This is a genomic window from Nostoc sp. (genome assembly GCF_036917755.1).
In the GTDB taxonomy this organism is placed as follows: domain Bacteria; phylum Cyanobacteriota; class Cyanobacteriia; order Cyanobacteriales; family Nostocaceae; genus Nostoc.
In genome coordinates this window covers 23,509-38,640 of sequence record NZ_JBALFC010000031.1, presented here as the reverse complement: position 1 = coordinate 38,640, position 15,132 = coordinate 23,509, and the positions used below count along the sequence as shown (strand labels likewise).

Here is a 15,132-nt window from a genome sequence, read left to right as displayed (position 1 = left end):
GACACCATAATCTTGCCCGGTCTCAGGGTTTATACATTTACTTCAATGGTTGGCAGTACAGCTAATTGAGAATGGTGCAAGATGTCAGTTTTAACGGACTTTAGCTATTAGCCCGGAACTTCAGTTCTGGGCGGTTTCTGTCTAGAACGCAATAGCCCTGCCTTGGAGTTTCCTCCTCCTACCTCGTGTCTCCTGAAATTATTATAGGACTCGTATTTAATTTTTGAAAAAAATGAGTACACCCCAAAAGGCTTCTTCCCCACTCTCCACTCCCCACTCCCCACTCCCTGTCTACGCAAATAATTATGGCTACGCCACGCTGCGCGAACACAAATCAAAGCAGACTGCTATATCTGTATTGCTAATCACAATTTAGGTGATTTATTTAGTATTAAAAGTTTGAGATATTTATACTTAAATACAATCATCAATCAACTAAATTATGGAAATTGTATTTAATTTGCTAATCAGGATTTATTTTTCTGATAAAGTTTAGTAAAGCCAAGTTTTACCTCTTCTTTGTACTACTGCTAACACATCGTAATAATACCTAAGTTTTTTTGACTAACCGTTAACGAGGAGAAGATATAAAAAATATTGTAGTAATCAAAGAGTAAGTAGAATTAAATTCACTTTTTTGGTGTTATTGCCGCAGTATTTCCCAGATGTTTTCCATGAGAACTGAGGCAGAGAGAATAATATGTTTTTAGATATTTTAGCTAGCCTACAACGGTTATTTGTGGGTTACATTCCAGCCGTTGTATTGGGTAGTTTCATCGGATATTTAATCGGCATGAATAGCATGATTTATCAGCTATTTAGGCTGATATTTCAGATACCACATAGTATCCCTCCTATAGCTTTGCTACCTATTGCCCTAATAGCGTTTCAAGAGAGTGATTCGGCTGCTATTATAGTAGTTTTCCTGGGAACTCTCTGGACAATGATTATCAATACGGCAATAGGTATGCGACATTTTCAGAGACAGAATAATAACTTTCGAGTAGCTATATTTCATATATTCCATGCCTTGAAAGTTAGCATTTGGGTAGCCTGGTTTATAGTTATTGCTACAGAAATGTTAACAGGGCCAAAAGGGCTTGGCTTTACCCTCTGGGATGCTTATAAAGCTGGCAATACCGATTACGTAATCCAGGTGATCCTCTACATCGGCATCATTGGCTTTTTGCTGGATCAGTTACTAGATTTCGCAGCCTATATTCTCTCGCAAATGGTTTCAGATGGTAAAAAATCTTCCTAAATTTTATCGTAAATCAAAGGGTTTAAGACCCCAACAATACAGGTAGCGCCAGTTTCAGTCCTTAGAAAGCGGGACGCTACGCGAACGACAGGCTCAGGAACCATCGGGGTTTAAATCCCCGTCTGAAAATGTCTAAAATGTTTGAATTTTGAATTTTGAATTGTTATTTGCTATTCATCCCCATCCTATGAGTAAATTCAGGGTGGGGACTTTCGCGGCGTGTTAAACAACCACAAAATTGTTTGCGGTTAGTGATAATCCAGCAGATAGTTGTGCAAATTTTACCTGAGTAAATGCACCTGCACTGCCATCTTGGTCAAAATACAGTCCACCTGTAATATTGTCATAAATAAATCGTTGAGCGATCGCTGTTGCAGATGTTCCCAGGGTAAACTGGCTTGTCTTAAGTGAAGGTGTTGATAACCCGCCACCAAAACCAGCAGCCGATATCTGAATCAGTTCATTAGTCGCGTTGAAGTCATAAAGACGATCAACACCTTCGTTGTAACTATTGAAAGCAAAGGTATCAGTACCATTCCCTCCATAAAGCGTATCATTACCGTTGCCACCTGTGAGGATGTCATTGCCATTGCCACCATAAAGGGTGTTATTGCCTAATGCGCCATAGGCAGAGAGAGTATCATTGCCATCACCCCCAGAGAGTAGGTTCTTGCCTGTTGAATAATCAACAATCAAGTTATCGTCACCAGCACCACCGTTGAGGGTGTTATTGCCTGACTCCCTGCGATAAACTCCTTGGCCGTCATCACCGTACACGTCGTACTTGTAGCCGGAGGCGGAGAGAGTATCATTGCCATTGTCTCCAGAGAGCAGATTATCGCCTGATGAATAGTCAATATTCAAGTTATCGTCACCAGCGCCACCGTTAAGGGTGTTATTGCCACTGGTGTTATAAAAAGATCCTCCAAAGCCGTAGCCGTAGCTAGAGGCAGAGAGAAAATCATTGCCATCGCCACCAGAAAGCAGATTAGCGCCTCGTGAATAGTCAACATTCAAATAATCGGCACTAGCACCACCGTTGAGGGTATTATTGCCTGAGCAGTTATCAAACCTGTAGCCCTCGAAGTCAGAGGCAAAGAGAGAATCATTTCCATTGCCTCCAGAGAGCAGATTATTGCCTGTTGAAATGTTAGCACTCAAGTAATCGTCACCAGTGCCACCGTTGAGGGTGTTATTACCATTGGCAAAATTGACGGAAAGATGATCGTTGTCATCGCCACCATCCAGTAAGTTATCGCCTCTTGAAAGTGAAGTAGTCAAGTAATCGTCACCAGCACCACCGTTGAGGGTGTTATTACCAGACGGCACAGGGTTGTAGTAGTCATTAGAGACGGAGAGAGAATCATTGCCATTGCCCCCAGAGAGTAGGTTATCGCCTATTGAAATGTCAGCATTCAAGCTATCGTTACCAGCGCCACCGTTGAGGGTGTTATTACCAGACACCACATTGCCGGAGTCGTCAGTTAAAGCCGAGAGAGAATCATTGCCATCGCCACCAGAGAGGAGGTTATTGCCTGCTGAAGAGTCAACATTCAAGTTATCGTTACCAGCGCCACCGTTGAGGGTATTGTTCCCCGCATCACCGCGCAGCGAGTCGTTACCAAGACCACCGTCGAGGGAATCATTGCCCGTATCACCAATGAGGGTGTCATTCCCCACACCACCAATGAGGGTATCATTCCCCGTACCACCCCGTAGCAAGTCGTTGCCACTCTTGCCGTCGATTTTGTCATTACCGCCCTGACCATTAATGACATCATCTGAGTTGTCTAAACCCGTAATGTTGTTGGAGAGGTCATTCAGGAAAGTCACCGTGTTCTTGATGCCCAGATTAGTATCAGTGGAGTTGGCATCAAAGACATTAAAATTGCCCGTGATGCTAGTTTGCCCATCAAACAGGATATTACCGATCGCTGGTATTGTTGGAGAAGCTTTCAGGTTGTCCAAGTTTTCTAGTTTGAAGTTTTTGAGGATAACTTTGGCATCAGCCACCCCTTCAAAGGTGATTTCCAGATTGCTGCTATTCTGGGTCAGCAGCAGATTTCGGGCATTGAAACCAGCACCAAGGAATTTGATGGTATCCACTTCGGTAATGACTGCTGCTGTCGGGTTTGTCCCTTTACCAACGCCACCGAAATCGGTGATAGTATCAGCACCGTCGCCGAAGTTGTAAACAAATGTATCCTTGCCGCCACCACCAGTCAAGGTGTCGTTACCTTTGTTCCCTGTGATCGTATCGTTACCAGCTTTACCGTTAATTATGTCCGGTAAGTTGCCACCTACTAGAGTGTCATTACCGTTGGTTCCAATGATATTTACCATAACTTTTACCTTCTAAATTGATTTTTTCAGTAACTTTAAGTTTTCAACTTTGAGTTAGTGCTGTTTTAGAGCATCAAAACTCGCCAAGAGCTGACGCTTTCGGCATACTTTATATGTAATCCTTGAGGGATAGTAATTTCTCTCGAAAATCCACTCTGTTGACAGCTTGCAACCAGCTTGCAAGTAGCAGCTATTTAAATATCAGGTTCTTCAGTACCTTTTATGCAAAATTATTAGTTAAATATCAAAACTAGGCTTAAAAATAAAGGTCAGAAACCCAAATCAGTGCCAAACCCCTAAAATTTTAGTAAATAATGTTGATTTTTCTTGCATATTCAGGGTTTCATCGCTTTTGTAATAAGTAATTTAGCATAATAATATGTAATGAAGATCCAAATATCAAAGTCTCACACGCTGTACAAATTCATGACCGTGTGGATTGACTCAAATAGGTCGCTTCAGGTTTTTATATAACCATTCTTGCATAGAATGGCGTAGGTTTAGCCCAACCCAGATATCGCTGAAAAAGCGTCGCTAAATCAAGCTTAAATGCCTGAAACTCACACCTCATACTTTAATTTTTTTTGTCAATGCATAAGTTCTAGTATCTTGAAAATAGGGAACAGTTAACTCTAGATCGGGAAAGGGATTTTCATCCCCTCGTTGTGGGCTATTGCCCGTTAGTGTCTAGCTTAAAAATAGCGAACATCTGAATAACCTGATAATAACTAAGTACTGAATATCTACTTAGATGTCTATACTTAAACAACTATCTTTGCATACTCTTTACATTATATGCCGAGAAATGTACGTGCTAAGTAATTCTCTTAGTGTGTTCTTCACATTTTTAGAGTTTATAGCTAAGAATTTACTGTTTATGGTGTCAGGTAAGTTGCTGCCTACTAGGTTATCATTTCCGTTGGTTTCAATCATATTTACCATAACTTTTATTTCCCTAAATCGATTTTTCAGTAACTTAAGTTCTCAGACTGCTGTTTGTGCTGTCTTCGGGCACAAAAAACCCAATTTTATGTTTTCGGCATCCTTTATACCTCACCCTTAAGGAAGAGTAATATTTATCGGAGATTTACCCTTTGACAGGCAAATTTGTATAATTTTGATACAAAATACATATTTTGCTTTTTGAAGGTTGCGATCGCCTACGCCTGACAATATCTTAAGTAGCTGTCATGAACTGCACACACCAAAAGATATAAAATAGGACTTACGCATTGACAGAGAAGCCAAAATAACAGGTATAGTTTTCAAGGCTTCTAGCTAGATTTTTCAATCATATTTTGGTGATAGCCAGCAACCAAAAGCGATCTCCAAAAGCCTGAAACAACGTATTTGCGTTAATACACGAGATAGTTATTTTGTACAGTGCGTAAGTCCTATAAAAGAGGGAGTGGGGATTACGACTAGTATTTTTTACTCAGCACGGGCTAAACCATAGCTATCCGCTAACAGCATTTTCAAGTCAGGTGGGCGTGAATAATTAAAGGTTTGTAGTAAATTTAAGTAATTTTACATTGCGTAACATAGTTTGATTAATTCTTGCCTACTTATATCATGTCCGCTTGATTGCTTATTAAACCCGAAGAACCCCACCCCCGCCAAAGCTATGCTTTGTCTCCCCTCCCGAAGAGCGGGGAGGGGCTGGGGGTGGGGTGTATTGACTGTGGTTAGCATAACTAATTATGCGGACATGATATTACTTATATCTGTGCAAGAATCGTTATATATAATCAAACTTACGAACGCAGACATGAGCTAACTTAGCCAAGAACACTTGCAAACTATCCGCACCCATGTCGAAAGTTGACGAACAAAGCCCAACATCTACTCTCTGTTAACAGTAATTGTATTGAATAATCGAATGCAAGGAGCTTACAAAAGCACCTTGCAATCTGTGCCGCTTAGTGATATGAGAACGCTAATTACGATTAAACAACCACAAAGTTGTTTTCGGTTAGTGTCACACTACCCACAAGTTGTGCAAATTTTACCTGAGCAAATGCGCCTGCACTGCCATCTTGGTCAAAATACAATGCACCTGTAGTGTTATCATAGATAAATCGTTGAGCGATCGCTGTTGCGGATGTTCCGAGGGTAAACTGACTTGTCTTAAGTGAACCGATTGATAACCCGCCACCAAAACCAGCAGCCGATACCTGAATCACTGCATCAGTGGCATTGAAGTTATAAATAGTGTCAATGCCTTCATTGTAACTATTGAAAGCAAAGGTTGTACTATCCCCTCCATAAAGGATATCATCACCTGCACCGCCAATAATCGTATCTTTGCCATCATCGCCCCCAGAGAGCGTATCGTTGCCATTACTCCCCACAATAAAGTCGTCGTTATATGTACCTGAGATATTTAATCGTTCGATATTCTTATAGCTAACCCCATCCGTGTCTGCCGTAATTGATCCAATGTTAGTAATGGCATTAAAAGTCGAAGTCATCGCCTCTCCATAATATCCATAACCGACAGACAACACATCATCACCCTCACCCCCATCTACCGCATCTTTGCCACTACTGCCCGTGGAGAGCGTATCGTTGCCATTACTCCCCACAATGTTGTCATCGTAGGTTGTACCTGAGATATTTAATCGTTCGATATTTTTGTAGTTAACTAGATTCGTGCCTGCCGTAATTTCTCCAATGGTCAGAAACGTCAAGAGAATCATTGCCATCGCCCCCGGAGAATAGGTTATCCCCTGTTGAGCCGATAGCACTCAAGGTATCGTTACCTGCACCTCCGTTGAGGGTGTTTTTGCCAGACGAGCGAGAGTCGTAGAATTCAAAGTAGTCGTAGGCGGTGTCGGAGGAGCCAGAAATGTCAAGAAAATCATTGCCATCGCCCGTAGCAAGATCCCGTTCGCCCCTGGCGTCCCGTAGGGAAGGGTACGGCGCAGGCTCAGGGTAAGACCTGGGTTGGGTTATGCCTACGCCTGCCAATATCTTGTATTTAAGCCAGAATTGTTATAGATTGCTAGAATTACAAACGCAGAGATGATCCGACTGAGGCAAGAACACTTGCAAACCATCCGCACCCATGCCGAAAGCATTTACCCAGACGAGTGCTGCGGTATAATTTTAGGCTATCTGGCTAATGAGGGCAAAACTGTGGTAGAAGTCATGCCAACAGAAAATGTTTGGAATACAGAAGCGGCTGCTGAGTTTCCAGGCGATCGCACAACAGAAAGTAAAAGACGGCAATATACGATCGCACCCGAAATTATGTTAAAAACACAAAAGGAAGCACGCGATCGCTCACTAAACATTATCGGCATTTTTCACTCCCACCCAGATCATCCTGCTATCCCTTCAGAATGCGATCGCCTATACGCTTGGCAGGAATACTCGTATATAATAGTTTCCGTCCAAAACGGCAAAGCTGGAGAACTCCGAAGCTGGAGCCTTGATGATCATCATCAGTTCCAATCTGAGGTAATTGAAAATATAACTTAACGGGACTTAAACATTTTTTCGGGATAAACAAGCCTCAAACCCATGCAGGGTAAGGGAAATACACCAAATGCTCAAAAACGGCTCAAACCCAGATATATCAATCAACCAAGCAAAACGATGTCAAAGTCTCTCTGTATATAGATTTGAGGCTTTTTTATGGGTGTTTTTTGTCTAAGTTCCACTAACCGTGATGTTATCCGTGGGGAGTGTCAAAGCGACAACATCTACATTCTTTGTGAGAGGAACTATGGTCACAACAACTCGACAGCAGAGGTTTGATGCAATTGTGATTGGCTCTGGAATTGGTGGGTTGACGGTTGCCGCGCTCCTATCTAAGCTTTATCACAAAAGCGTTTTAGTGTTAGAACAGCATTTCACCCCTGGGGGATTCACCCATACCTTTGAGCGCAAGAGAAAATTTCATTGGGATGTGGGGCTGCACTATGTTGGAGATATGGGAGATGGAGGCACTGGCAAAGCTGTGTTTGACTATCTCACCAATGGCAATTTGAATTGGCACAAGATGCCCGATCCGTTTGAAAAATTTGTCTATCCGAACTTCACCTTTGAGGTTTATTCTGACCCCAATCGCTTTCAGTCTGATCTAATCCAGCGCTTTCCTCGCGAGCAGACAGCCATTCGGCGGTACTTTAAGGATGTCCAGAAAGCGGCATTTTGGTTTGGGGCGCATTCAATGTTGGAGCTATTTCCGGTATTGCTGCATCCTCTACTCAGGCGGTTTGTTCGTCATTTCGGGGCCATTGCTAGACAAACAACCCAGCATTATTTGAACAGACATTTTCAAGATGCCCAACTCAAAGCATTACTGGCTTCCCAGTGGGCAGATTATGGCTTACCGCCATCCCAAAGTTGCTTTGGCATTCATGGTGCGATTGTGACACATTATTTTAAGGGCGGCTGGTATCCTGTGGGCGGGGCAAAGGCGATCGCGCAAGCCATTATTCCCGTGATTGAACAGGGGGGTGGTGTCGTCATCACCCAACGCCGAGTCACAGAAATCTTGTTGGAATCCGGGGTGGCAGTGGGAGTGAAAGCCCAAGATACAGCACATGCCAAGGCAGACCTGGAAACGTACTTTGCACCTATTGTAGTGTCTGATGCCGGAGCCTTCAATACTTATGTGAAGCTGATTCCACCCAACTACCCTCTGGCAGAGCGCCAGAAAATTCAAGCGTTTCCAAAAAGTAGCAGTATGATGACGGTATATTTAGGGTTAAAAGAGAGTCCACAGCAACTGGGGTTTCAGGGTGAGAACCATTGGATTTACACGACCTATAACCACGATGCAATTGCCCAAGATCCACCCATCCCTGCCGATAATTTACCTAAATTCTGCTATCTCTCATTTCCATCCCTGAAAGATCCATTAGCTGAGGGGCATACGGCAGAAATCATTGCCCACGTTGACTATGATTTCTTTTCGCAGTGGCGGGAACAATCCTGGCGACGGCGAGGCGCGGATTACACTGAACTGAAAGCCCAAATTACCCAATCCCTGATTCAGTTAGTGGAGCGACACTACCCTGGGTTTCAGGATTTGATTGAGTATGCCGAACTCTCGACTCCACTGACGGTGGAACACTTTGATGCTAGCGATCGCGGTGCTATCTTCGGCATTCCCTGTATTCCTGAACGCCTGGATCAATCCTGGATCGGGGCTAGAACACCAATTAAAAATCTATACCTGACCGGAGCCGATACACTTTCACTCGGCATTATGGGAGCGATGATGGGTGGAGTGAAAACAGCAGGTCTTTTAAATGGAGCATTCGGCTTTTTTAAGATTATGGCAACCATCATGAAAAGGTGAGAGAGAAAGCTTTACTGGTAATAGCAATCAGTAGGTACACAAGCAGCTTTTCCCAAAGTAAGATTGTATTACTAGTAAAAAACAGCTAAAACACTAAATTACTATTTTAATACTAGAATTACTAGATTAAACCTTGAAACTATTGGTACATGGTATGTCGCTCAATCCCAATCTGGACGAAATCCAGTTGACCAAAGACGATTACGAACGCTACTCCCGTCATCTGATTTTGCCGGAAGTAGGACTAGAAGGACAGAAACGCCTGAAAGCAGCCAGTGTACTGTGTATCGGTACAGGTGGACTAGGTTCACCACTACTTTTATATTTGGCGGCGGCGGGTATTGGACGCATCGGGATTGTCGATTTCGATGTTGTCGATACTTCTAATCTACAACGCCAAGTAATCCACGGTACATCGTGGGTGGGTAAACCCAAGATTGAATCGGCAAAAAACCGCATTCATGAGATTAACCCCTATTGTCAGGTTGATTTATACGAAACTCGCCTGAGTTCTGAAAACGCCCTGGAAATCCTCCAACCTTATGATATCGTGGTGGATGGCACCGATAACTTTCCCACCAGATATTTAGTTAACGACGCCTGCGTATTGCTGAACAAGCCCAACGTCTACGGTTCAATTTTACGCTTTGAAGGGCAAGCTACTGTATTTAACTACGAAGGTGGGCCGAATTATCGTGACCTTTTCCCAGAACCACCACCACCAGGAATGGTTCCCTCTTGTGCAGAAGGTGGCGTATTGGGAATTTTGCCAGGAATTATTGGTTTAATCCAGGCGACTGAAACTGTCAAAATCGTTCTGGGACAAGGTAATACTCTGAGTGGACGGTTGCTGCTATACAACGCCTTAGAAATGAAATTCCGGGAGTTAAAGCTGCGTCCTAACCCGATTCGCCCAGTAATTGAAAAGCTGATAGACTATGAAGAGTTCTGCGGGATTCCACAAGCTAAGGCAGAGGAGGCAAAACAGCAGATGGAAAGTCAAGAAATGACTGTCAAGGATTTGAAGGAATTGCTGGATAGCGGTGCGAAGGATTTTGTACTGCTGGATGTCCGCAACCCCAATGAGTACGACATTGCCAAGATTCCGGGTTCAGTGTTGGTGCCTTTACCAGATATTGAAAATGGGAATGGCGTTGCTAAGGTGAAGGAAATATTGAACGGTCATCGTTTAATTGCTCATTGTAAGCTGGGCGGGCGATCGGCAAAAGCCCTCGCCATCCTCAAGGAAGCCGGGATTGTCGGCACGAATGTCAAAGGCGGAATTACCGCTTGGAGTCGAGAAATCGATCCGTCGGTTCCAGAGTATTAAAAACCCAAAAAAACGCAGAGGTACGCCTGTTATTCTCTGCGTACCTCTGCGTTTAAAACCTGACTTTCTTAATTAGGAATTACGAATTAGTCTTAGCTACAGGTTTAATTTGACTCAACAAATTGTGCAGTTTCTCGCCTTCAATGACCTCTGTTTCTAACAGTTGAGTAGCGATCGCTTCTAGCAAGTCTCGATTCTGTCTGAGAATCTCTAGGGCTTGTTCGTGGGCTGTTTCCACGATTTCTTTGACTTCGCCATCAATCGCTTTCGCCGTATCTTCACTTACCAATCTGCGAGGATTAGTAGCACCATTACCCAGGAATGCTGCTTGTTGTCCTTGTTGGTAAGCCAATGGCCCTAAGACTTTGCTCATACCATAAGCTGTTACCATCCGTTCTGCCAAGTCAGTTGCTCGTTGCAAATCGTTGGAAGCACCTGTTGTAATGCTGTTAAACACAATCTCTTCGGCGGAACGCCCACCTAACAGAGTTGCAATCTGACCCCGCAATTCTGTTTCATTCAGCAAAAAGCGGTCTTCAGTTGGTAATTGCAGAGTGTAGCCCAAAGCTGCCATTCCACGGGGAATAATCGAAATCTTTTCTACGCGACCGTTTCCGGTTGTGAGCGCCCCGACCATTGCGTGACCAACTTCATGGTATGCAACAATCTTTTTCTCAGTCTCGTTCATCACCCGACTCTTTTTCTCTAAACCAGCGACTACCCGCTCAATTGCTTCGGCAAAGTCTTCTTGAGCAACACTTTGACGAAGATTCCGGGCTGCCAATAATGCCGCTTCATTCACCAAGTTTGCCAAATCTGCGCCAGCAAAACCAGGGGTACGAGTAGCGATCGCTTTTAAATTTACATCATCTCCTAATTTTACCTTTTGAGCGTGAATCTTCAGAATTGCTTCCCGATCAGATAAATCGGGACGGTCTACCAACACTTGGCGGTCAAAGCGGCCTGGACGCAGCAAGGCGGGATCTAGTATTTCTGGGCGGTTGGTAGCTGCTAACACAATTACCGTTGCATCCCCAGCTGCAAACCCATCCATCTCTGTTAATAACTGGTTGAGGGTTTGTTCTCGCTCATCATTACCACCGTAGAAGCCGTTACTGCTACGAGACTTACCGATCGCATCTAATTCATCAATGAATACAATACAGGGAGCTTGTTTTTTAGCTTGCTCAAATAAATCTCGGACTCTGGAAGAACCCACACCGACAAACAATTCTACAAACTCCGAACCAGAGATGCTGAAAAATGGAACTCCGGCTTCTCCGGCTACGGCTTTTGCTAAAAGTGTCTTACCAGTACCAGGAGGGCCTACTAACAACACACCTTTGGGAATCCTGGCGCCAATTCGCGTAAAGCGTCCCGGAGTCTTGAGGAAATCTACAATTTCTACTAACTCAGTTTTCGCTTCTTCTACCCCAGCCACATCTGCAAAGGTGATTTTAGCTGATTCACCTTCAACGTAAACCTTAGCTTTGCTCTTACCAATCGAGAGAACACCTTGGGGACCACCACCACCGCCACCACGGGCGACAAAGAATTGCCAAATGCCAATAAAAATCAGTGGTGGAATCACCCAACTCAAGAGGGTTGTAATCCAAGTATTCTTAGGTGGTGGTGTAGCAGCGAATTCAACTCCCTTTTGTTCTAGCAGTTTGGGTAACTCTAAATCAAAGATTGGTGTAGTTGCAAAGACCTGTCCCGGTTCGGCATTTTCTGTTTTTAGTTGGTAAAGAATCTGGTTTTGACCAACAGAAACGCGGCTGACTTCCCCTTCTTGTACTTGATGAATAAATAGGCTATAGGGGACACCAGCAGGGCCAGAAGCAAATAAACCAGGCAAAAATAAATTTAAGAGCAGAAATAGCCCTGATACTGCCAGCAATATATTAGCAATGATCCGAAACCGAGGTGACTTAGGCTGTTCTTTAATTGCCATAGATGTTACCAATCCTTAGAATGAAAACTGTTGAGAATGTGACTTTCTGGGAAAGTCCGCTATTAAGCATCCAAATAGTTGAAGCAGCAACTTATACTGTTTCCAGCCAATCAAAAATTTGGGCTAACTGATCCAGTGTTACCAGCCCATACTGCCATAGGGTCATGGCTAGGAAGTTGGGGGTCTGCTCACAATGTCGTAAGGCGAGAGAAATTGCTCCGCCAGAAATACCTAACTCTTCCTCTAAAAAATGCACCAATTGATCTGTAGCTTTCATAGCAATGTTAAACAATGTTAATTAACTCTTATTTTTGACTTAGCTCAAGAAACTTGATTAAAGATTTTTTACTTCCCTAAGAGCTTGTGGGGAAGGATTGGGGGTAGAATGCTTTGCTGATGGGCAATTAGACGAACATCATCTAAACTACATCTAAACTACATCCGAGTTGCGATCGGGTATCCACGCACCGCAGGCGATGTCTACGACGGTAACAGACTTGTATTGAGCGGTGTCGAAATAGCTTTGCCGTTGGCGCAGCCTCTCGTAGAGAAGTGCGGGCCTTTTGGTGACGCAAAGTTGTTCAGTTTGTCTTGATCGTCAAGGATACTACCACCTCTGATAATTTCTTCCATTTAGCAATGTTTACAACCTTTTTTCATTTATGTAACTAAACTTAACAATTAAATTAATCTTTGGGAACTAAGGAGCAAATACGGTTTACCGTACTCAAAGAGCTAACACCACTGGAAATTAGAGAACTTTAGTGAAGAGAACGCTGTCAAAAAAGACGCAAACATTGGGAGACTCAAAGAGAAATCCCTGTGTTCTCTTTAAGTCTCCGTGTTATGTTCATTTTTCACCAATGATTTATATGTTTAGATATAGGACTCGTATTTAATTTTTGAAAAAAATCAGTATACCCCAAAAAGGCTTCTTCTCCACTCCCTAGTACAGACGCGATTAATCGCGTCTCTGCCTACTCTCTGTCTACGCAAATAATTATGGCTACGCCACGCTGCGCGAACAGAAATCAAAGCAGACTGCTATAGATGCATCACGATGTAGACATTGCATCAACAAATAGTCAATTTATCTTGCAGTTCTCCAAAATCAAAAATGTTCGGAAGGAAAGTTCATCCTCTTAATATCCAACGCCCAAAATCAACGTATTTCTATTCTCTAGCAATGACAATATCGTTAGACTTAATGACTGCATAAGCTTCTTTCCCCTCAGATAGTTCCAACTCTTCTGCGGAAGCTCTGGTGATAATCGAGGTTAATTCTACTTTATGAATAATCTCCAGAGTTACCTCACTATTAACTGCTCCATAAACAACTCGTTTAACGACACCTTTAAGAATATTCCGAGAGCTAACTTTTAGTGATTTCTTTTGAATACTACTTTCTATCTCCGGCTTTTTAGCATAGCTATCTTCCTGCTTTTGATGCTGAGTTGGTGGTGAGGAGTGCTGATTGAGACTACGCACGAGTTCCCGGAGAATCTCAGTCTTGGTGCGTTGAGACTGTTCGCAGAATTCCTCCAGAATCTTTTGCTCGTCCTCTGAGGTTTGAAATGTGACCCATCCTTGTTCTTTTCTTGGCATAATATTATCAATTTTGGTTATCTTGGTAAAATTCTACCAAGTATCAATTCGATATGTCGTTTTAGTAATAACATTTTTTTGTCACGATTTTCGGCATTTTTATCGCAAATTAATCAACATATATATTTTTTTCTAGATGCGAAATATTTTGTTACTTGAAAATGTCTAAATTATCACTCAAGCATTACCAATTAAGATGGTATAACATTGGTCTATGGTATTTGTTGGGATAGCGATGCATAGGCAGGGGTAATCTGGCAGAAAATTCCGCTAGCGATCGCATGAGTGCCATAGGATTATTTAATGTGAGTTCACAGCAGGGGGATGAAACACCTAAAATCGCGTTCTCAAGACCTGCGGAGTTTATTTGAGAACAATATCACCATTGAATACGTGGCAGAACCTCTCAAAGCTATGCCAGCTGATGCGGAGGTGACAGAAGTGCTGCATTGGATGCAGGCACAAAATTTTGATGTTATCGGCATTGAGACGGGAGATATTATTAGCGGTTATCTAGAACGCTCTAGTTTGATTCAAGCCAAAAAAGGCAAATGTAGCGAATATCAACGAGTGTTTCATCCAAAAGAACTAATAGCCATTTCCACCCCACTGATGAAGTTGCTACCCATTTTGCAAGAAACTCCACGATTGTTTGTCTTAGATTGCAATCAGGTAAGTGGTATTGTTACCTGTGGCGACTTGCAGAAAGCACCCGTGCGAATGCTACTGTTTGGCTTGGTAACGCTGCTAGAAATGAATTTGCTGCGGCTGGTGCGGATTTACTATCCCCAAGATTCTTGGCAAAAAGTCCTCAGAACTGAACGCTTAGAAGTTGCTCAACGACTATGGCGAGAGAGCCAGGAAAGAAACGAAGCTACCGATTTGTTAGATTATCTGCAATTCTGTGATAAGCGAGAGTTAATTTTAAATCAACCAGAACTTCTTCAGCAATTGGGACTAAAGTCTAAGCGGTTTGGTGAACGCTTCCTCAAGTCTGCTGAACAGTTGCGAAACCGATTAGCTCACGCCCAAAATTTAGTTAGTGGCTCCTCTTGGACAGAGTTGATTTCTTTAGCAGAGGCGATGGAAACACTCTTAATTCGCTGTGAGGAAGTTGAGTGAAGTAGTCAGCTTTCGCCTTACTAGGACTAGCCCTTTCAAGGTGACAAATGAACATACGTTGTTTCAGCGCTACCATCTTGAATCCTCCGCTCAGATTTTGGGCTTTTTGAAAGTTAAAATAACCAACCTTCGTTCCAAATTTCACCACCTTAACTCATCCCCCGGCTTGAAGCCGGGGGCAAATCGAAGTCAAAAGTCATTGG

General features: G+C 43.1%; 11 protein-coding genes. 5 read left to right on the top strand and 6 right to left on the bottom strand.

From position 1 onward, the window contains the following. The first annotated feature begins 700 nt into the window (after positions 1 to 700). The gene (locus tag V7L05_RS09130; protein WP_335163856.1) at positions 701 to 1,261 is read left to right on the top strand and encodes a nitrate transporter; all 561 of its coding nucleotides are present in this window, start codon (positions 701 to 703) and stop codon (positions 1,259 to 1,261) included. A 222-nt stretch (positions 1,262 to 1,483) separates the two neighbouring features. On the opposite strand, the gene V7L05_RS09125 is transcribed toward V7L05_RS09130, so the two are convergent. The 3 genes from V7L05_RS09125 to V7L05_RS09115 form a co-directional block, all read right to left on the bottom strand. After that, the gene (locus V7L05_RS09125; RefSeq protein WP_335163855.1) at positions 1,484 to 3,604 is read right to left on the bottom strand and encodes a beta strand repeat-containing protein; all 2,121 of its coding nucleotides are present in this window, start codon (positions 3,602 to 3,604) and stop codon (positions 1,484 to 1,486) included. A gap of 1,946 nt (positions 3,605 to 5,550) precedes the next feature. After that, positions 5,551 to 6,303 carry a calcium-binding protein gene (locus V7L05_RS09120; RefSeq protein ID WP_335163853.1) on the bottom strand — a complete coding sequence of 251 codons (753 nt, stop codon included), beginning with the start codon at positions 6,301 to 6,303 and terminating at the stop codon, positions 5,551 to 5,553. Continuing rightward, positions 6,245 to 6,574: a hypothetical protein gene (locus V7L05_RS09115; protein WP_335163851.1), complete on the bottom strand. Its 330-nt coding sequence runs from the start codon at positions 6,572 to 6,574 to the stop codon at positions 6,245 to 6,247. Before V7L05_RS09115 ends, V7L05_RS09120 begins: the two co-directional genes overlap by 59 nt. A gap of 54 nt (positions 6,575 to 6,628) precedes the next feature. On the opposite strand from V7L05_RS09115, the gene V7L05_RS09110 reads away from it, so the two are divergent. From V7L05_RS09110 to moeB, 3 genes are all read left to right on the top strand, one after another. Next, positions 6,629 to 7,087 (top strand): M67 family metallopeptidase, encoded by a 459-nt coding sequence (locus V7L05_RS09110; RefSeq protein WP_335163849.1) that lies wholly within the window; start codon positions 6,629 to 6,631, stop codon positions 7,085 to 7,087. A gap of 247 nt (positions 7,088 to 7,334) precedes the next feature. Then, complete coding sequence (locus tag V7L05_RS09105) at positions 7,335 to 8,918, top strand: phytoene desaturase family protein (protein ID WP_335163847.1); 1,584 nt, start codon at positions 7,335 to 7,337, stop codon at positions 8,916 to 8,918. Between the two features lie 154 nt (positions 8,919 to 9,072). Then, positions 9,073 to 10,248 (top strand): molybdopterin-synthase adenylyltransferase MoeB, encoded by a 1,176-nt coding sequence (gene moeB / locus V7L05_RS09100; protein WP_335163857.1) that lies wholly within the window; start codon positions 9,073 to 9,075, stop codon positions 10,246 to 10,248. Positions 10,249 to 10,327: 79 nt separating this feature from the next. Here the strand turns inward: moeB and ftsH4 are convergent, their stop codons facing one another. The 3 genes from ftsH4 to V7L05_RS09085 all read right to left on the bottom strand — a co-directional run bounded on the left by ftsH4 (position 10,328) and on the right by V7L05_RS09085 (position 13,807). Continuing rightward, the gene (gene ftsH4 / locus V7L05_RS09095; RefSeq protein ID WP_335163845.1) at positions 10,328 to 12,202 is read right to left on the bottom strand and encodes an ATP-dependent zinc metalloprotease FtsH4; all 1,875 of its coding nucleotides are present in this window, start codon (positions 12,200 to 12,202) and stop codon (positions 10,328 to 10,330) included. A 91-nt stretch (positions 12,203 to 12,293) separates the two neighbouring features. Continuing rightward, positions 12,294 to 12,479 carry a DUF2949 domain-containing protein gene (locus V7L05_RS09090; RefSeq protein ID WP_114080862.1) on the bottom strand — a complete coding sequence of 62 codons (186 nt, stop codon included), beginning with the start codon at positions 12,477 to 12,479 and terminating at the stop codon, positions 12,294 to 12,296. 896 nt (positions 12,480 to 13,375) lie between these two features. Continuing rightward, complete coding sequence (locus tag V7L05_RS09085; RefSeq protein ID WP_335163843.1) at positions 13,376 to 13,807, bottom strand: TOBE domain-containing protein; 432 nt, start codon at positions 13,805 to 13,807, stop codon at positions 13,376 to 13,378. A gap of 324 nt (positions 13,808 to 14,131) precedes the next feature. Between V7L05_RS09085 and V7L05_RS09080 the strand changes: the two genes are divergently transcribed. Then, positions 14,132 to 14,929 carry a hypothetical protein gene (locus V7L05_RS09080; RefSeq protein ID WP_335163841.1) on the top strand — a complete coding sequence of 266 codons (798 nt, stop codon included), beginning with the start codon at positions 14,132 to 14,134 and terminating at the stop codon, positions 14,927 to 14,929. Positions 14,930 to 15,132 lie beyond the last annotated feature (203 nt).